Source organism: Nitrosopumilaceae archaeon (assembly GCA_035631875.1).
In the GTDB taxonomy this organism is placed as follows: domain Archaea; phylum Thermoproteota; class Nitrososphaeria; order Nitrososphaerales; family Nitrosopumilaceae; genus TA-20.
This window is the reverse complement of record DASQHX010000007.1, coordinates 23,463-40,689: the sequence shown is the minus strand read 5'-3', so window position 1 is coordinate 40,689 and position 17,227 is coordinate 23,463. Positions and strand designations below refer to the sequence as shown.

The window sequence follows — 17,227 nt, the reverse complement described above, 5'->3', positions numbered from 1 at the left end:
GATTTCATTCTCTCGTCAAAAATCTCAAATAATCATATAAAAAGGGAAAAAATTCCAAAGTTATTTGATTTAGGTCCTTATTATCTAAAAAACTAGATAAATCGTACAATATGCTTATTAATTATTTTCACGTAATGGAACTATGAGCAGCAAAGCGTGGAAATGTTATAGGTGTAATCTGACTTTTACTGATGAATCATACGCAATGCTTCATGAGGATCTCTCCAAACATAGTGTACGTGAGATCCAAATGGTAAAAGTGTAGAAATTTTTCAATTCTATAATATAATGCATATCATAAAGATAGATGAAAAATTTTTTCTAATGCTGATTCTTAAATCATATTGTGGGAGAAAATCATCGAGGGTTTGATGAACCAAACCGCAAACAGAGACAAAGAAGACAAAAAAAGCTAAAAAATGCAGAGGGGGGGATTTGAACCCCCGAACCCCTAAGGGAAAGGATTTCCTATTGCCATGATCTTGAGTCCTTCTCGGTTGGCCGGGCTTCGGTACCTCTGCAACGAGAAATTCAAACTCTGATTATATAACTGAAATGCTAAAACCTTTGATAGATGTCTTGTCTGAATTAGTAATTATGCCTTGATGTTGTATAATTGAAACTATGGAAGCTCTTCTGATTCTGGAGCACAGTGCTTGTGTACCCATTTTCCAGACAGGACTTTTGAAATTTCACTCCCTGCTTTGATTGGAGCTTCACATTCAGAACAGGTTGTTTTAAACTTGGCTTTCATGAATGTGAAAGATATCTGGTAGGAGATAAACTGTGTTAATAGTAAATACTTGAGTAATAATTAGTAAAGATCACAAATAGCTCTATACTTGTAGGTTAGAAATAAACTCCAGATGGGACCTGTTCCATACCTTCAATTATTTTCTCTATTTTTCCATCCAGACCAACACCTTTTCACCAGTATTTGATTGAAGTTCAAAATCAGGAGCTGGGTCACCCTTTTTCATTGCATTTCACAAAAGTTGATTTGGATTCTTATTGGGTAGGATTTGGCTGGTCTTCAATTCCTAACCAAGCATATCCCTTTTGTTCTAATTCATCTGCAAGCTCTTTTGGTCCGTCTTTAACTATCCTTCCTTGTCCCATGACATGTACGTAATCAAGCTTGTCAAGGAATTTTAGAATTCTTGCATAGTGAGTAATAACAATAACAGTAGCATCTTTTTTTGAAACTTGGTTAATTGCCTTTGCAACTGCTTGAACTGAATCAATATCAAGTCCAGAGTCAGGTTCATCTAAAATTGAGATTGTTGGTTGTAGCACTGCCATCTGTAACACCTCTGATCTCTTTTTTTCTCCGCCAGAGAATCCTTCATTTAAGTATCTTGACAAAAAGTCATGCTTTAGACCTACTTGATCAAGATTCTTTTTTAGATAATTTTGAAATTCTCTAACTGTCAAAAAGACTTCACGGTTTTGATTGTCAAGTGCTTTACTCAATGCATTGTATGAAGTTCTAAGAAAATGTGAATACCCAACACCAGAAACTTCAGTTGGATACTGGAATGCTAAGAAGAGTCCTTTCTTTGCTCTTTCATCAGCGGATAAATCTAGAATGCTTGTACCATCAAGTAATATGTCACCACTTGTAACCTCGTATTTTGGATGTGCAAGTAATGTGTATGCTAGTGTACTCTTACCAGAACCGTTTGGGCCCATTATTGCATGAACCTCGCCAGGACCAGTCTTCAGGTTTACTCCCTTGAGAATCTCTTTTCCTTCTCGTTTAACATGCAAGTCATTTATCTCCAATATTGCCATTGAATCTCTAAACGATTTTTCTATATATAAGTCAACGAAAAATTAGCTGCATCTAATTGAATAGCAATATGAAATTCTGTCTGAGTTATTTTGAGTTAACCCTTTTCAAATTGTATCACCAAGCCTTCCTAGAAAACTTTATCATTTACAGATGAGTGTTATTACCACGGATTACAAATCGCTCTATGAAAAGATTATGGGTCTAGATTCTAAGATTCGCTTTGCTACAATTTTTGATATGAATGGAAAAGTCATGTATAGTGGACATCGTAACGGCGTAGAAAATCTTCTTACACCTGAAGAGAGCCAAAAATCACTTCAGCTTGCAATCAATGCATGGAAATCTAGAAACGAAGTATCCGGCAAGATAGGAAAAGGAAAGTATGCTCTAGTAGAATATGAAAAGTTAAAACGAATTACAATGCCTTTGGATTCAGAACACATTCTCTATATCACTACTGATGTTGAAGCTGATCACGCTCCTATTATATACAAGGCTCTTAGGTTAAAACAAGACATGCTTCACAGCCCAAGTGGAATGCCGTAAAAATCATCCATAAATCTAAAAAATTTAATGACAAAAATTGCAACTTTATTTGATTAATTCATTCTATAACACAATACATGAAAATTACCAAATACATGCAAATTGAGCAAATCAATCCACTGTATTACGAAGGAAATGAGTTGTGCTGTTCAGAAAGATTTGATGAGGCCATAAAATGCTATGATAAAATTATCAAGATGAATCCAAATTCTAGGGTTGCATGGGGTTACAAGGCTCATATTCTCTCAAAATTAAAAAAATACGATGAAGCCTTTGCATGTTACCAAAAAGCTCTAAAATGTTAGAATCTTAGTATGATTTCTGAACTGGTCAATTGATTTTTTAAGAGCGGCTGATTTTGTAGACCGTTGACCAAACGATTACAATTATTTCAGTTTGCATTTGCGGCAATAGGAGTAATTGGCATTACGGTGTCAATAATAGGCAAAGATATTACAGGAATAGTAGAATCATGCATCATACTCTTTATGGCATTAATGGCTGGCTTTCTTGATTCATACATCAAGAAAAAACAAGGTACGAAGAACAAGCTATAAATTTTGTAGTAGAAATCATGCGTAATGTATTTCAATTCTGGTTTTAACATTTGTTTTAGTATGACACTAGAAATGCCAAAGGATTCCGTACTTAACTATGGATGGTTTTACTATACAAGGGGACGAGCATCTGGCATACACAAAAATCATTACCTCGTACAAGGAATTTGGAAAACTGTCTGTGGCTGTCACACAATAAGTATGATGGACAGACCTAATATTAGATTCGTAAATGAAAGTGATCTTTTCAAGAATAAGCGTTGTAAGATATGCATGCATATCTTAGAGCGCCAAACAAGATTTGATTTAAGATAAGAAAAAATTTACTTGCATGTATAATTGCCAAATTGACCTGTCAAACCACTAGCCCTAGTTACATGACTTCCTGACGTGTCATTTTGTATTACTAGTTGACATGATATGTTTTTAGTTGGATGTGTGCTGTGCAACTTACTTGTCAGAAATAATGCCGCTATTACAGAAGAATTTGTGGGGTGTTTTTGTGTGTCGAAATATGCGTGGCCTATTATTTCCGGTATCAAAATCATCAGTATAACTAGAATGGCAAACTTGTTAATTGATTTTTTCTTTAGATCCAATATTTTTTTTATTCATATTTGATATATTAAGGTAAAACATGATTGTCAATTTTTGAAATCGTAAAATTGTAATCAAAGTGAATTTTTATATGGTTTTATTTGTAAGATGATTTCATATGACTAAAGATAACAAGAAAAAAGATGAAATATTAGAAACTAAAGAAAAAACTGAAACCAAAATTGATGGCAAAACACTGTATGACTTGTATAGGCACACTACAAAGTTAATCAAATAAACTCAGATATTTTGATAATCAAACCTAACCATTAATCATCGTATAATAAAATAAAAAGAGAAGGGTTAGTTTTTGGCTAACGAAGGTCGTAATGTGATTTTCATCTTGTATACTGTCAGAATTTCTTTGCATCTATTTCGTATGGTTACCTCGGTTATTCCGGCAATACTTGAGACATCTCGCTGCAAAATGCTTTGTCCAAGCAATGTAGATGCTATGTAAAGATACGCAGCAGCTAATCCGTTTGGAGCCTTTCCGTCCGCAAGACTATGGTCTTGGGTTTTTTCGGCAATCTCAGCAGCTAATCTCTCAACTCTTACCTCAAGCTTTGCTAGGTTTGCTATTTTTGATATGTACTTGTCTAGGGTCACAACAGGTGCTGTATTAGAACCAAGTTCCATCACCAACATTCTGTAGTATTTTGCAGTCAATTTCACATTCATTTTTTCATCTTTTGAGCTTCCAGTTGCCTTGCATATTTCATCAAGGGATCTTACTACATCGCATTGTTTGCAAGCCATGTATATTGTAGCTGCAGACATGCATGATACTGATTTGCCCTTTGCTTCAAACTGACCTTCAAAATTTCTGTAGATCATCGATGCACTTTCTATGACATTTCTTGACAACGATAGTGATTGACATGTTTCACCGATCTTTGATAAAATGTTTGCAAGTCTCCTCTCCCTTGGAGAAGATACTCTTATCCTAGTCTGCCATTTTCTCAGATTGTACATCTGATTTGCTACTTCACTATTGATTGTCTTTCCGCTAAAGTCTTTTGTGCCTAATGCTATTTCTGTTCTGATTCCCAAGTCATGTTGTGAATAAGTTGTTTGCCCCGTTGCTCTTGCAAGCTTCATCTTGTCTTCGAGGTTTGTTGCCCGTGATTCAGGGCCATAATCTGACATTTGTTCCATTGCAACCAAGCCGCAGCCAGAACAAATTTTTTCTCCATTATGAATGTCATCGATTAATGACGACTGACATTCTGGACAATGTGTTTGTAGTTCTGTTATGTTCATCTTTTTCTTCCTCTAAATCGCTTTGGTCTTATTGCAGGAGTTTCTTCACCCATGAAAACTTTTTTTCCAATATGTTTTTGAATGTTGTTTGTCAGTGGTGTTGCAGATGCATATGGTGCATCAACAGGACCTATCATTTCTGATACTTTTGCAATTTTTGTGCCAGTATTGTCTACTAGCAATTGGCCGTCACGCAGTGGTTTAGACAGTCTAATTATGACTCTACCGCTATTGGCCAAATGCAAAACTTCGCCTACCTCCTGCAATTGATTTCACAATCAATTACTGTTATCAATAGAGTTCTGTCAACATTACTTTAGCTCTAAGCTAGGGAGATCTTTATTTTGATTGTTTTGCACGTTTTGAAACAAGTTTCTCAGAAATCATTGATATGATTTTGGATTTTGGCTGGCCTTTTGGAAGTATGATATACCCTGACCTGACAAAAGGCCTTCTTGGAAATCTGACCTGATCATTTGTTTCACTAGGTTGAAGACCGGCTGCCTTGGCGGCATCAATTAATTCTTTTAGTGAGGGATCAAAAATACTTTTTTCACGGGAAACTTTTCTGCCCATTTTTTTTGGTAACGTCTTGTTAAAATAATCAAGCCAGATTACGATGTGTTCGTAATCTTTCATGTAATCACTTTATCAAAATTGCATTAACCGCGCCATCTTGACCTGGTCTTGATATTACTCTACACTGACCAGCTTCCGTTTCCAGTATAGCGCCCTTTGATATTACTCCACGTCTTTCATAATCGTTGTTTGATGGATTTTTTAGAACTTTTAAAATCTTTGTCTTCTTTACTTTGGCTCCAGGTGCTGCAAGATTAACAAAATCTGTAGTCTTTAGTGCAAATTTTCTGCCATGACCACGGACTTTGCGAGTAACAGTTACTTGTTCTCCTGACAAAGTTTCAACAGGATATCTGTCAAGTTCATATTTTCTTCTTGTTCTGTTTGGATATCTTCTTCCACCTGTTATCTTACTTGTTGCAAGGTTCTCGACAGACTTCTTCATATCTTGTCGATAAAGCAACTCTAATTTATACCATATATTCAGGTTCTGTAATTGATTAATTAAAAAATGCAGATTCTGTACAGTTATAGTTGAACTGTAGTGGGCTGTGGATTTTCTTGAGCTGTCTGCTGGGGTGTACTTCGAACTTTGGAGAATAACTTCTGTTTGAGTAAATCCTTGTCTCCCTGAATTCCAAAGTATTTTTGGAACTTGTCAGTTGTTGTATAGATCTTCATTCTTCCAACATTTTGGTGTTCTATGTAATCTAGCTGTTGTAAAAATCTCAAATGAAGATATACACCTGAACCCCGTACCTCTACTAGTCTCTTTGATGATATGGGTTGCATGTATGCAATATAGGAAAGAGTTTTCAGTGTAGCTGTTGGCAGTATGGGTTTAGATGCATACTTTCTGATAACTGCATTATATTCTGGTTTTAGCTGAAATACATAAGACCCATCAGGAAGACTAGCAACCTCAATTGCCTTAAATGCCGATTTGGTCTTTTTTACGATATTTGTCATTATTGCCAGCGTTTTTGTCCTTGATTCTGTTCCAGAAGCCTTGATTAATTCCTCCATGGTAAGCGGTCTTCCTGCTGAATATAGTGCAGCCTCTAGTCTTGCGGTAGCCTCATCATCGCTGTCTACTTTTCCCATCTATCCAAGTTTGAGCCAAAATGTACTTAAAAGAATGCTTTATTCGCTGTTGATCATGTTGTAAATTTCTATTTTACTAAAGATATCATAATGTCGTTTTCAGTCTGTTCTAGGTCAACTTTTGTATCTCTTGCCAAAAATAAAATGGCAAAAAAGCACCGTACCACATCTATTAACTCCAATCCGCTAACTATTGTTCTAAATGAGCCTGAACCGGTAGGGCGAATTTTATTTACAATAAGTTCTTCATACTGGCCAATTATTTTTTCAAGAGAAATGAAATAATCATTAAAATCAGGTACTTCTACCGGCTCAAACTGCATTTGTCGTCGGCTAGAACGAGGATTTGCAATACTGCCAATTAGGTTTTCAAGCACATTAAGAAGTTCATCTAGTGTGACAGGATAAGTTGATTCATGCCTATATGGCATATTTATCAAATCAATATCCATGTCTTCCCTTTGACTGAGCGGTCTTTTTTCCATAGCTGCCTTTTGCAGGGCAAATATGCTTTCCACTTTCATTCTGTGAATCATAGCAGATGAAAGAGCAGCAATTCCTGCCACACGATAGTCTTTTTTGCCTGTTTGATTTAGAAGTTTGACTAGAGTTTCTAGTATTTGTATAATGTCAATTGTCCAGACATCTTTTTTTGATATATCAATTGGATTGAAAAGTACATTAATTGGTGGCTGTGAAATGCCACCGTTAGGTACGTCTTCGCTCATTATTACCAAAATGACTTTGTGTTTATAATATCTAAACCATCTATTTTTTTGTCCGGCCTAGTCAATTATGAATGATTTAAAATTAATCGTGGATAATGGACGCTATTTACGCTTGTTTGTAAACAATCTTGTTTTAAAATGATATTAAATGGATTAGGCATATTTTTCCCGTTGACAAAAGAATCTTCAAAGTTAGATCTTGCTTGCACTTATTTAAAAAATAATCAGCCTATTTCAGCTCATAACATATTAATGACTTTGGCAGAAAGTGAAATGAAAAAAAATGACTTTAGAGCAGGCATACTTTTGTTGCTTGCTGCAGAATGCAAAATAAAACAGGGAAAAGACAAAAACGATGAATTATTACAGGCAGCGAAATTTTATCAAAAATTAGCAAAAAAAGAAAAACCATCTAATGCCAAATATGCTTATCTTTGTGCAGCGAAATGTTTTCTGCGAATTGGACAATATGACAATGCAATGAATGCTTTTGAAAAAGCAAAAAAATACGTTCATCATATCATAGAAGAAAAAAAACCAATAGTTGTTGTTGATGATAGTCCTGCCATAACACTAAAACTTAATGACTATTTGCAGAAACTTGGCTACAAAGATGTTCATACTTTTACAGATGGCCAATCTGCGCTAAAATCCATTAAAAAACTAATTCAATCATCACAAAACCCGATAATCCTTCTTGACATGGATCTTCCTGACATAACAGGTGATGAGATTGCAAAAACACTATTAAAACTAAAACCAGACCTTTCAATCATACTGATCACTGCTGATGAAAAAACTAACCCGCGAGTAAGAAAGACCATAGGATGGGGATCAACAGCGTTTGTTCAAAAACCATTTACCATAAACGAACTAAAAAACGCACTTGATGTGACTATATCTGGCAGTATTACGTGAGTAATAAAAGTGACATATTAAGAAGATTAATGTCTTTAATTTGAATTCCGCTGTTCCTGTAATCTAAAATTTGTTCAGAGAATTTTTCAATGATTTTAGATGTGGGATTTTTTTGTATGTCATCTATCTTCATGACTATGATCATGTTCCACTCCCCGTCTATCGTTGCAACAAAAAGATAGTTTGGAAAAGTTTTAACAAAATCTTTGACTGATTCTATAATGCTATCGACAGATCTTATTACTTTGAATTTAAGAAAAAGGACTTCAAATTCATCAGAACTTGAAACTCCGCTTAAGATTGCCTTGTAGCCTTTTATGATTCCATTTTTTTCTAATCTTTCAATTCTCTTTCGAATTGTCCTGTCAGAAACATCTACCCCTAATCTTTTTAGTTCTGTTGCAATTTCTTTTGATGGTGTCCTTGCATTCTTGTTTAGGATTGCAATAATTTTTTGATCAATCTCATCTAAATTTGACCAGCCTTTATCTGACATAATATCATACAGTATGGTGTGCTTTTGAGTTTTATGTTAATGGTCCCACGCGCAGGACTTGAACCTGCGACAACCCGGTTTCTGTATGCCTGATAGGCTGACATCAGTTAGCCAAAAGCCAACTACTACAGCCGGAAGCTCTACCAGGCTGAGCTAGCGTGGGATTGATTTCACGTCGTATTTTCGTATTAAATAACTATCGATAATTTTAAATCGAGTTTTTTGTGATTGGAAAAAAATTTCACATCTAGAATAGATCGAGAAAATTTTTGACTAAACAAATCACATATATGCGATGAGAAAAACGTCGATCATGTGTCTGGGAAGTCTACCTCAGATGGGGGTTACGTTTGCGCACCTTACTTACATAATGAAGGTTCGGTTCAGCTAAAGGAAACTTTACAAAATTCACCATATATTGATGACATGTATTTTGTTACTGCCACATTTTCTGAGGATGGACGCGCATATTTTCCCTCATACGCAAACACATACCTTCTTGCTAAATTTAATGACCAAAAAACAATGATGTCACAAGTTGAAAAATACAAGCAGGAAAAAACTTCCTTTGTTTTTACAAAACAAGGCGAATTTTTTCAGCGAGAAACAGAAGGTGATCTGAACTTGATATCTGTATATTATTTAGAACATGGGCAAACACAAGAGGACATGATTGATGTTGCCACAATCATTGGGAAACGTAACAAAGTAAGAAGGGCAGTGACAGGTCAGCTCGATCTTTCTTCAACCAAAGATCAAAAGTTTACATTTCCATATGGAGATAATTTGATTGTACTAGAGATAGCGAGCAATGATTCACACCAGAGCGACAACAAATATTGTGAAAAAACAAGACGTGAAGTTGCAAGAAAAGGGATCAAAATAACAAACCTTGTTTCCCTTTCTGTAATTGATAAAATTAAATAGAAAAGTTATATACTCTGCCAAATTCTGTTTTGGTGATGAGTAAACCATCTGAGCTTGGTGCGCTAAAAATTGGTTCTTACATTTTACTTCCTGTTGACAGTCCTAATGCTGAACCATGCAAAATTGTAGAATATGATACCAGCAAGCCAGGAAAACACGGAGCTGCAAAAGCAAGGATCGTTGCAGTTGGCATATTTGACAAGAAAAAATATCCGCATGTTTCTCCAGTGAGCGCACAGGTGCAGGTGCCGCTAATTGATAAACGAGTAGGATCCGTCATATCAAAAACTGATTCCATTACACAGGTGATGGACGCTGAATCATTTGAGGTCTTTGACGTATCCCAAATTGAAGATGAGATAAAAGACAAGGTTGTCCAAGGACTAGATGTTGAATACTGGAAAGTAATGGACAGAACTATTATAGTCCGAATCAAAAGCTAATTGCGGATGCTGATGATGAGGAGAAAAGCCTTCTGATATCATGATGAAGATTATGAGAATTGAGGCATCCAGGCTTTTCTAGGCACAAATGTATAGAATAAGTTATACCCAGCAGATGGTTAAATAATCCATGAAAGGTCTTTGCAATGTATGCCTGACATCAAACGTGGAGGTAACAGTAAAGGATCGCATTGCATTATGTGAAAAATGTCTAAAACAAGTATCACAGATGGAAAAAAATTAAATTGACATCATGATACCAAACAAAGACTTGAAACTAGCGGCGCTTTATTCTGGCGGCAAAGACAGCACATTTGCAATTTACCAGGCAAAAAAAGAAGGACATGATGTTGTTTGTCTTGTGACAATTTTTCCTTTGTCTGACGAAAGCCAATTTCTTCACTATCCAAATGTTTCAATGACAAGACTACAAGCACAATCCATGAAATTACCGCAACTTTCTAGCTATGTTATTTCAAATGATACTAAAATGGAGATATCAGAATTAGAATTTCTTTTGGTACAAGCAAAACAAGTTTTTGGAATAGAAGGAATAGTTCATGGTGGAATATTATCAGAGTTTCAAAAAAATCATTTTGAAAGTGTATGCAAAAAATTAAACCTAAAAATAATTTCACCTCTGTGGGGTATGGATCAAAAACAATACATGAAAAAATTAATACAATTAAATTTTAGATATATCATTACAAGTGTTTCGTCAGATGGTTTGGATAACTCATGGCTTGGTAGAGAAATAACAGATAGAGATATTGAGAATCTTGAAAAACTTTCCATAAAATATGGATTTAATCTGTCCTTTGAAGGAGGTGAAGCAGAAAGTTTGGTTTTGAATTGTCCTCTCTTTTTGATGCCACTTAAAATCATAAAATCAAACAAAACTTGGGATGGATACAGAGGAAGATTTGAAATAACCGAAGCAATCTTGGAATGATATCATGCTTGATAATTTAAAAAATGGCCTTAGGGCAGCACTGAAAAAAATAGTAAATTCTTCAGGAATAGACGAAGCACTAATCAAGGAATTGGCAAAGGACATTCAAAGAGCACTCTTACAATCTGATGTTAATGTTAAACTGGTCTTTGAGATAACAAAAAATCTAGAGGAACGATCGCTCAACGAAACTCCACCTCCTGGATTGTCCAGAAAAGATCATATTGTAAAAATACTGTATGATGAATTGGCAAAGCTTCTTGGTACTGAAAAAGAATACTCGTTCCAGCCAGGAAAGGTGAACAAGGTACTTATGCTTGGAATTCAGGGAAGTGGTAAGACCACTATAACAGCAAAACTTGCCAAATATCTGACTAAATCTGGATATAGAGTTGCAGTAATTGGTGCAGATACTTTTCGACCAGGTGCACTAACACAGCTTAAAACAATGTGTGAAAAGGCAAATGTCGAAGTCTATGGAGAAGAAGGAAATTCTGATTCACCACAAATTGTTAAAAATGGTTTGAAACATTTTGAAAATTCTAATTTTGATGTTATACTGATTGATACTGCCGGAAGACACAAGGAAGAAAAAGACTTGCTTGAAGAAATGAAACAAATAAGCAAAGTGGCAAATCAGGATCTTACCTTACTAATCATAGATGGCACAATAGGCCAGCAATGTTACAATCAAGCAGAGGCATTTCACAAGACAGCACCTGTTGGGGGAATTATTATAACAAAACTTGACAGTTCTGCAAAAGGGGGAGGTGCACTAGCTGCTGCATCAGCTACAGGTGCTCAGATAATGTACATTGGAACAGGTGAGCGAATCGATGATTTGGAAAAATTCTCTCCGACCAGATTTGTTGGAAGATTACTTGGCATGGGAGACATTCAAGCTTTACTTGATATGGCAAAAAGACTTGAAACTGAGGGCGATGAAGATAGGGTAAAACGCATAACACATGGAAAAATGAACATGGAGGACTTTTACTTTCAAATTGAACAGGCATCAAAAGCTGGAGGTCTTCGTAGCATAATAGATAACATGCCTGGCATGTCTGGAATGGTAAAAGAAGACCAACTTGACGCACAAGAGGAGAAGATGGAAAAATGGAGATTTATCATACAATCCATGACCAAACTTGAAAAAGAAGATCCTGATTTGCTGAATGCATCAAGGATTAAACGTATTGCCCGTGGTTCTGGATGGTCAGAGCATGAGGTAAAGGACTTGTTAAAAGCGTACAAGAATTCTAAGACAATGATGAAAGCATCAAAGGGTAGACAGATGCAAGGTATGCTAAGGAAAATGGGTCTAGGGTAATTTTACATTCTAGAATGATATAAAAAACCAAAAAGCTAGTTTTTAAAAGATAGTTCAACAAATATCATATGTGAATAGTTATCAGTGTCATAAAATTCTAGGTACACAAAACGATGCCTCGTTTAAAGAAATAAAATCTGCGTATAGACAATTGGTACTACAATTTCATCCTGACAAAAACATGTCAGAAACTGATGGCAAAAAATTCAAGATAGTTGCAGAAGCATATCAATTTCTAAAAAAAGAACATAAAAGAACACATCAAACATCTGACTCAAAAACCACCTCGAAATACACTGGAAAGAATTCCGACAAAGAATATGATTTTAATTCACACAAACAATCTTGGGGTGCAAGACCAAACGACCGTTCACCTGAGGAAGACTGGAGTAGATATACTAAACAAACAGAAAACGCATATCAAGATTTTTGGAAATATTATGAAAAAACCTTTTGGGAAAATTATGAAAAGGTAAGATCAGCGTCTTCCAAAGTAGAACCAGAATCAATAGAACAGGAAAAAGAAATACTAGTTTCAGTAAACGTAGACCCAGGCCGATGTATAGCCTGCTGTAGCTGTGAAACTATTGCACCATCTGTATTTGCAGTGGATAAAAATGCCAAAGTAAATCCAAAATCGCACGTGATAAATGAGAAAGGGGCCAAATGCGAAAAGATACTAGATGCTGCCCAGACATGCCCTACAAAGGCAATCAGTGTTAAAGATAAAGAAACAGAAAGGTCACTATATCCGTGGTAAGTCATTTCATTATACATGTAAATGGATTTTGAAATATAATTACGCATAAAGCCTGCTTTTTTACATCATACGTGTACGACAGATGACAAAAAACATTGATGATATAATAGAAGAAACAAGAGCAATTTTAAAAGAACATCATCTTTGCGATAATTGTCTTGGGAGAATATTTGCTCCAAAACTTGGTTTGATTTCATACGGAAGACTGGGAAACAAAATCCGAAATATTCTAAAACAAAAAAATCCAAGATCATGCTACATTTGTAAAAACTTGATGTCAAAGCTTGACTTGCAGTTAAACAAAATGCTTGACATGTCAAAAGAATATGAATTTTCATCATTTTTAATTGGTGCAATACTCCAGCCATCAATACTAGATAGAGATGATCTGATACGCTCCAAATTCAAGCTAAAGGGAATTCATAGCATAAAAAATGATATTACACGAGAAATGGGAAAAAAATTTGGTAGAAGAACAAAAACAATTGTCAATTACCAAAATCCAGATATTGTTTTTACACTTGATTTTAAAACTGAAGAGTGCGAAATAAAACCAAAACCTGTTTTTCTTTCTGGCAGATATACAAAAACGGTGAGAGGCATACCACAAAAACAAAGGCCATGTGAAAATTGTGGAGGAAAAGGATGCTATGTATGTGAATTTCATGGCATCTCAGAATTTGAAAGTGTAGAAGGTAAGATAGCCAAATTTCTATACGAAAAATTTGGAGCTCAACAGACAAAAATTACATGGATTGGAAGTGAGGACGAGACAAGCCTAGTTTTAGGAAAAGGCAGGCCATTTTTTGCAAAGATTATCAATCCGCACAAAAGAAAAATCAAACCTAAGAAGAAGATATCACTTGATGGCATTACTGTTTACAATCTTAAAATAATTGAAAAAATCCCACCTGATATAATACGGTTCAAATCAGAAATAGAAATGGAGGTAGAAACTGAGAAGGAAATCACACAATTGCAGCTTAAACCCCTTCATAAATTAGAAAAGCAGATCATATCAGTATATGAGAATTCGGGAAAGAAAAACCAGAAAAAAATCTATCATATAAAATACAAAAAAATGTCTGACAAATCCTTTTCTGTATTCATGGAAGCAGACGGTGGAGTTCCCCTCAAGCGATTTGTAAATGGCTCTGAAGTGGAACCAAGCTTAACTAGCGTGTTAAAAAATCAATGTAAATGCAAAGTGTTTGATTTTCATGAAATCTTGCTTACAAATTAAGCATTTTGCAAAGTTTCAATCAGCAAGATGATCCGAAGCTTTTGATCTGTAATTGAAAATGGTGTCAACGTTTTTTTATAGTCTGAGAGTAGTTTATTCAATTGAATCCGTTACTAAAAGTTCAAGAAGCACACAAAAATGGTCTTTTGCCTGACAAGATCTATCACACCATAACAGAAAGGTTTCCTATAGTGCTAGAAGGAATAGACAGAATAGAAAAGGCATCGGGAATCAACTTTCCAATTGCATATGTTGAACCATCTATCGTACTATCCCACTCTCATAGCTTAACTGATCTTGGAATATTATTTGCAAGAACCACTCCTGTTATTACTGTTGAAAAACTAGAAATCATAATTCAAATCACTGCACCACTAGTTGCATTTGGTCTAAAAGGAACAATACACGCCATACTGGCTCACGAATTTCTGCACTATTTAGAACTAGTACGTAGAATATCAAAAATGGAAATTCTTTCTGATGAGCTTTCAGGAAATTTATTTGAAAGTGCCTATTCTGACGCAACTAGACTTTTTGATCCAAGGGCTGTATTTGATGACAAGACATTACTTTTACATATTACAAAGAAATTCCCTGAAGGATTTCGAGACTACAAGCTTGAAGACAAGGTAATCAAATTATGGATAGAAAAAAACCTGCCAACCACAAAGATAACTATGGATACAAACATTGCCAAGATCCCATCAGAAATTCTTGCCAAAACAAAATTTGATCCAAAGCTGGAACTAAAGCTTGATGAACTAGTACTAAAAATGTCAAAACTACGCAAGAAAAAACTATACTAATTATTGTATAAACTCAGTCAAACCGCACTTACCGCATGTTCGTCTGTTTTTGTGCTCTGACATGAAGACTCCCTTGCCACATCTGTTGCATTCCTTTCGCATTCTTTCTGCTTTTTCTCCTTTGACTTTATAATATTTGTAAACGCTAGGACTAGAACCTTTTTTTCCTTTCTTCTCTACCATTACTTATTTTCTTCCTTTTCTTTTGGTTTATCTTCAGCTTTCTTTTCTTCTTTCTTTGGTTTTTCTTCCTTCTTCTCTTCTACTTTTTCTGTTGGTGCTTCCTTTACCTCTTCTGCCTTTTCACCTCCAGCTCTTGCCTTGTCTAGTCTTTCAAAAATTGCCGGCTTGACATGCAGTCTTGCTAATTTTTCATCATCATAAATATAGAAAATACCTGAAACCATTGGTCTTCCGGTCTCATTTTGTAATTTGATTGGAACTATGACTTTACCATCAAGTTTGAAGTGTTTTGATACGACATCCACGGCTTCTAGTTTTTTCAGCTTGCCTGCCAGTCCCTTAAACGTGCATGTGATCTCTCTTCTTGCAAGTAGGATGTTCTTTACATCACGTGTTACATCTATCATAGACATGTATTCCAAGTCCTCTTAATTGTTCATATAATCTTAACGGAAAATTGCTAACAAATTTAAGAAATTAAACCATTGTCTACCTGTGGATCGTTTTATGATTCACCTGAAAAATTCAGGTTATGTTCAACAGGATGCAAAAAAGCTCCTATCACAAGCTGACAAGCTTGTTGTTGGAATGCATGCCATTGTAAGGGATGCGAGGGTTTCAAGCAGATATGTAGAGTTTGATGTATCAGTATCAAAAGAATATCTGGATATTTTGGTAAAAAAACTCGAAACAATAGGCTCACTTAATGACGCTAGATACCTAGTTGAAGCAGAAATGGAAAAAGAGGAAGCGGTAGAAAAGGGAAGGGAATATTTCAATTATGAAAGGTTTTGGGAGTGCCATGAAACACTGGAGGGAGTATGGAAGAAGACATACGAAGGAGAAAAGGACTTGGTTCAGGGAATCATTCTTGTCGCAGCAGCCTTTGTACACTATCAAAAAAACGAAGATGACATTTGTCTTTCAATTCTAAAGCGAGCAATAGAAAAGTTTGGCAATTCTTCTGGAAAATACTATAACATTGATGTTGATGTTTTGCAAAACAAGGTATCAGAAATTATATCTTCTGAGAAAATAGAAACTTTTACTATTTAATTAATTTCAGACACAACTATAGATTATCTCATTTCAGATATATCGTATGATAAAATCATTACTCAGCTTTTGGAAGTAAGGGTTTTAGGTTTTCAAACATATCATACATCTAAGATGAGGCTTTTCCTCATGATACCGTTGCTAGTTGTTGCAACTACGGTAATTTTGTTGCCTACAGTAAATGCGCTAACAGCTAGGGAGAATTTTGACGACAACCATTATACATACATCTCTCTGGGAGGCCCAAAGATTTGTGGAGATCATCTTTGCAAACCGGGAGAATGGAATCAATGGATACACCAACTGATGAGTCACCAACTAAAAAATGTCAAAAACTCAATTGTATATACGCCATATGAAAACTCTATTAAAAAGACAGCCTATGGCGACGCAAGCACTTTAACAAAAACTTCAGATGGCCACATAAGTCAAAGTATTACGGAATATTTGGGAAATGGACAGTTTACGTCTTTTGTGTCTGTATCAAACGATGCAGTTCTTAAAATAAACCATATTGAATTATCACAACAAACACCGGGTGTACATATAATCAAAGCATGGATTGGTCCTAACTGGAAAACCAGCAATACACCATCTGGCGTTGTATTTGATTCATCTGGGGCCTCGCTTGATCAAGGACAGGCAGTAAACATTATCATAATAACAAACGGAGTTCCTGCATTTACAATAGATTCACTTGCTGGAAGATAGAATTATTTTTCTACCTTATCAGATTCTTCTTTTCCTTTTTTCCAAATCTGTATCTGTCCACCATACACTTCGTTATCATATATGAAAGACGGAATCTGAGAATAATATCCTAATCTTCCTGTTTTGAACGTCTTTGGTGGAAGTGGAACTGTATGTTCTTCTCCATTTGGCATTTTCAATGTTACAATTACAAAATTGCCCTTGGGTTTATCAGTTGTACTCAATGAATTTGT

The 17,227-nt window shown here is 35.4% G+C and carries 27 protein-coding genes and 2 tRNA genes; 14 read left to right on the top strand and 15 right to left on the bottom strand.

The annotated features are described in order from the left end of the window. Positions 1–420: 420 nt before the first annotated feature. The 3 genes from VEU72_01835 to sufC form a co-directional block, all read right to left on the bottom strand. Positions 421–521: transfer RNA gene (locus VEU72_01835), tRNA-Leu, on the bottom strand. A gap of 101 nt (positions 522–622) precedes the next feature. After that, entirely contained in the window at positions 623–754 is a 132-nt protein-coding gene (locus VEU72_01830) for a hypothetical protein (GenBank protein ID HYL65875.1), read from the bottom strand. 254 nt (positions 755–1,008) lie between these two features. Next, a complete protein-coding gene (gene sufC, locus VEU72_01825; GenBank protein ID HYL65874.1) occupies positions 1,009–1,794 on the bottom strand; it encodes a Fe-S cluster assembly ATPase SufC in 786 nt (261 codons plus the stop codon). 196 nt (positions 1,795–1,990) lie between these two features. Here sufC and VEU72_01820 point away from each other — a divergent pair, with 196 nt between their 5' ends. The 4 genes from VEU72_01820 to VEU72_01805 all read left to right on the top strand — a co-directional run bounded on the left by VEU72_01820 (position 1,991) and on the right by VEU72_01805 (position 3,213). Further along, positions 1,991–2,341, top strand: coding sequence for a hypothetical protein (locus VEU72_01820; protein HYL65873.1), 351 nt, complete (start codon positions 1,991–1,993; stop codon positions 2,339–2,341). Between the two features lie 95 nt (positions 2,342–2,436). Further along, on the top strand, positions 2,437–2,646 hold the full coding sequence (locus VEU72_01815) for a tetratricopeptide repeat protein (protein HYL65872.1): 210 nt from the start codon (positions 2,437–2,439) through the stop codon (positions 2,644–2,646). 63 nt (positions 2,647–2,709) lie between these two features. Next, positions 2,710–2,898, top strand: a complete 189-nt coding sequence (locus VEU72_01810; GenBank protein ID HYL65871.1) for a hypothetical protein — start codon at positions 2,710–2,712, stop codon at positions 2,896–2,898. Between the two features lie 24 nt (positions 2,899–2,922). Then, entirely contained in the window at positions 2,923–3,213 is a 291-nt protein-coding gene (locus VEU72_01805) for a hypothetical protein (GenBank protein HYL65870.1), read from the top strand. An 8-nt stretch (positions 3,214–3,221) separates the two neighbouring features. Here the strand turns inward: VEU72_01805 and VEU72_01800 are convergent, their stop codons facing one another. The 7 genes from VEU72_01800 to VEU72_01770 all read right to left on the bottom strand — a co-directional run bounded on the left by VEU72_01800 (position 3,222) and on the right by VEU72_01770 (position 7,169). Next, positions 3,222–3,497, bottom strand: coding sequence for a hypothetical protein (locus VEU72_01800; protein ID HYL65869.1), 276 nt, complete (start codon positions 3,495–3,497; stop codon positions 3,222–3,224). Between the two features lie 301 nt (positions 3,498–3,798). After that, positions 3,799–4,758, bottom strand: coding sequence for a TFIIB-type zinc ribbon-containing protein (locus VEU72_01795; protein HYL65868.1), 960 nt, complete (start codon positions 4,756–4,758; stop codon positions 3,799–3,801). After that, complete coding sequence (locus VEU72_01790; GenBank protein ID HYL65867.1) at positions 4,755–5,024, bottom strand: Gar1/Naf1 family protein; 270 nt, start codon at positions 5,022–5,024, stop codon at positions 4,755–4,757. The genes VEU72_01795 and VEU72_01790 overlap by 4 nt, the downstream gene beginning before the upstream one ends. A gap of 73 nt (positions 5,025–5,097) precedes the next feature. Next, positions 5,098–5,397: a signal recognition particle subunit SRP19/SEC65 family protein gene (locus VEU72_01785; protein ID HYL65866.1), complete on the bottom strand. Its 300-nt coding sequence runs from the start codon at positions 5,395–5,397 to the stop codon at positions 5,098–5,100. Positions 5,398–5,401: 4 nt separating this feature from the next. After that, positions 5,402–5,782 carry a 30S ribosomal protein S8e gene (locus VEU72_01780; GenBank protein ID HYL65865.1) on the bottom strand — a complete coding sequence of 127 codons (381 nt, stop codon included), beginning with the start codon at positions 5,780–5,782 and terminating at the stop codon, positions 5,402–5,404. 83 nt (positions 5,783–5,865) lie between these two features. Continuing rightward, a complete protein-coding gene (gene scpB, locus VEU72_01775) occupies positions 5,866–6,441 on the bottom strand; it encodes an SMC-Scp complex subunit ScpB (protein HYL65864.1) in 576 nt (191 codons plus the stop codon). A 68-nt stretch (positions 6,442–6,509) separates the two neighbouring features. Further along, positions 6,510–7,169 (bottom strand): chromosome segregation protein ScpA, encoded by a 660-nt coding sequence (locus VEU72_01770; protein HYL65863.1) that lies wholly within the window; start codon positions 7,167–7,169, stop codon positions 6,510–6,512. Positions 7,170–7,340: 171 nt separating this feature from the next. Between VEU72_01770 and VEU72_01765 the strand changes: the two genes are divergently transcribed. Further along, the gene (locus VEU72_01765; protein HYL65862.1) at positions 7,341–8,087 is read left to right on the top strand and encodes a response regulator; all 747 of its coding nucleotides are present in this window, start codon (positions 7,341–7,343) and stop codon (positions 8,085–8,087) included. On the opposite strand, the gene VEU72_01760 is transcribed toward VEU72_01765, so the two are convergent. Both VEU72_01760 and VEU72_01755 read right to left on the bottom strand, forming a co-directional pair. Next, positions 8,080–8,583, bottom strand: a complete 504-nt coding sequence (locus VEU72_01760; GenBank protein HYL65861.1) for an AsnC family transcriptional regulator — start codon at positions 8,581–8,583, stop codon at positions 8,080–8,082. The genes VEU72_01765 and VEU72_01760 overlap by 8 nt on opposite strands. 40 nt (positions 8,584–8,623) lie before the next feature. Continuing rightward, positions 8,624–8,746, bottom strand: a tRNA-Tyr gene (locus tag VEU72_01755). Positions 8,747–8,898: 152 nt separating this feature from the next. Here VEU72_01755 and VEU72_01750 point away from each other — a divergent pair. From VEU72_01750 to VEU72_01720, 7 genes are all read left to right on the top strand, one after another. After that, positions 8,899–9,510: a hypothetical protein gene (locus VEU72_01750; GenBank protein ID HYL65860.1), complete on the top strand. Its 612-nt coding sequence runs from the start codon at positions 8,899–8,901 to the stop codon at positions 9,508–9,510. Between the two features lie 35 nt (positions 9,511–9,545). Continuing rightward, entirely contained in the window at positions 9,546–9,953 is a 408-nt protein-coding gene (locus VEU72_01745; protein HYL65859.1) for a translation initiation factor IF-5A, read from the top strand. 253 nt (positions 9,954–10,206) lie between these two features. Beyond that, entirely contained in the window at positions 10,207–10,905 is a 699-nt protein-coding gene (locus VEU72_01740) for a diphthine--ammonia ligase (protein HYL65858.1), read from the top strand. A gap of 4 nt (positions 10,906–10,909) precedes the next feature. Then, positions 10,910–12,235, top strand: coding sequence for a signal recognition particle receptor subunit alpha (locus VEU72_01735; protein HYL65857.1), 1,326 nt, complete (start codon positions 10,910–10,912; stop codon positions 12,233–12,235). 70 nt (positions 12,236–12,305) lie between these two features. Next, positions 12,306–12,995 (top strand): DnaJ domain-containing protein, encoded by a 690-nt coding sequence (locus VEU72_01730; GenBank protein HYL65856.1) that lies wholly within the window; start codon positions 12,306–12,308, stop codon positions 12,993–12,995. An 82-nt stretch (positions 12,996–13,077) separates the two neighbouring features. After that, positions 13,078–14,238 (top strand): tRNA pseudouridine(54/55) synthase Pus10, encoded by a 1,161-nt coding sequence (locus VEU72_01725; protein ID HYL65855.1) that lies wholly within the window; start codon positions 13,078–13,080, stop codon positions 14,236–14,238. A 101-nt stretch (positions 14,239–14,339) separates the two neighbouring features. Further along, the gene (locus VEU72_01720; protein ID HYL65854.1) at positions 14,340–15,044 is read left to right on the top strand and encodes a hypothetical protein; all 705 of its coding nucleotides are present in this window, start codon (positions 14,340–14,342) and stop codon (positions 15,042–15,044) included. Here the strand turns inward: VEU72_01720 and VEU72_01715 are convergent, their stop codons facing one another. Both VEU72_01715 and VEU72_01710 read right to left on the bottom strand, forming a co-directional pair. Beyond that, entirely contained in the window at positions 15,045–15,227 is a 183-nt protein-coding gene (locus tag VEU72_01715) for a 30S ribosomal protein S27ae (protein ID HYL65853.1), read from the bottom strand. Next, positions 15,227–15,640: a hypothetical protein gene (locus tag VEU72_01710; protein HYL65852.1), complete on the bottom strand. Its 414-nt coding sequence runs from the start codon at positions 15,638–15,640 to the stop codon at positions 15,227–15,229. The genes VEU72_01715 and VEU72_01710 overlap by 1 nt, the downstream gene beginning before the upstream one ends. Positions 15,641–15,734: 94 nt before the next feature. Here VEU72_01710 and VEU72_01705 point away from each other — a divergent pair, with 94 nt between their 5' ends. After that, the gene (locus tag VEU72_01705) at positions 15,735–16,283 is read left to right on the top strand and encodes a DUF309 domain-containing protein (GenBank protein ID HYL65851.1); all 549 of its coding nucleotides are present in this window, start codon (positions 15,735–15,737) and stop codon (positions 16,281–16,283) included. A gap of 129 nt (positions 16,284–16,412) precedes the next feature. Next, positions 16,413–16,994 (top strand): hypothetical protein, encoded by a 582-nt coding sequence (locus VEU72_01700; GenBank protein ID HYL65850.1) that lies wholly within the window; start codon positions 16,413–16,415, stop codon positions 16,992–16,994. Positions 16,995–16,996: 2 nt separating this feature from the next. Here the strand turns inward: VEU72_01700 and VEU72_01695 are convergent, their stop codons facing one another. Continuing rightward, positions 16,997–17,218, bottom strand: coding sequence for a hypothetical protein (locus VEU72_01695; GenBank protein HYL65849.1), 222 nt, complete (start codon positions 17,216–17,218; stop codon positions 16,997–16,999). Positions 17,219–17,227 lie beyond the last annotated feature (9 nt).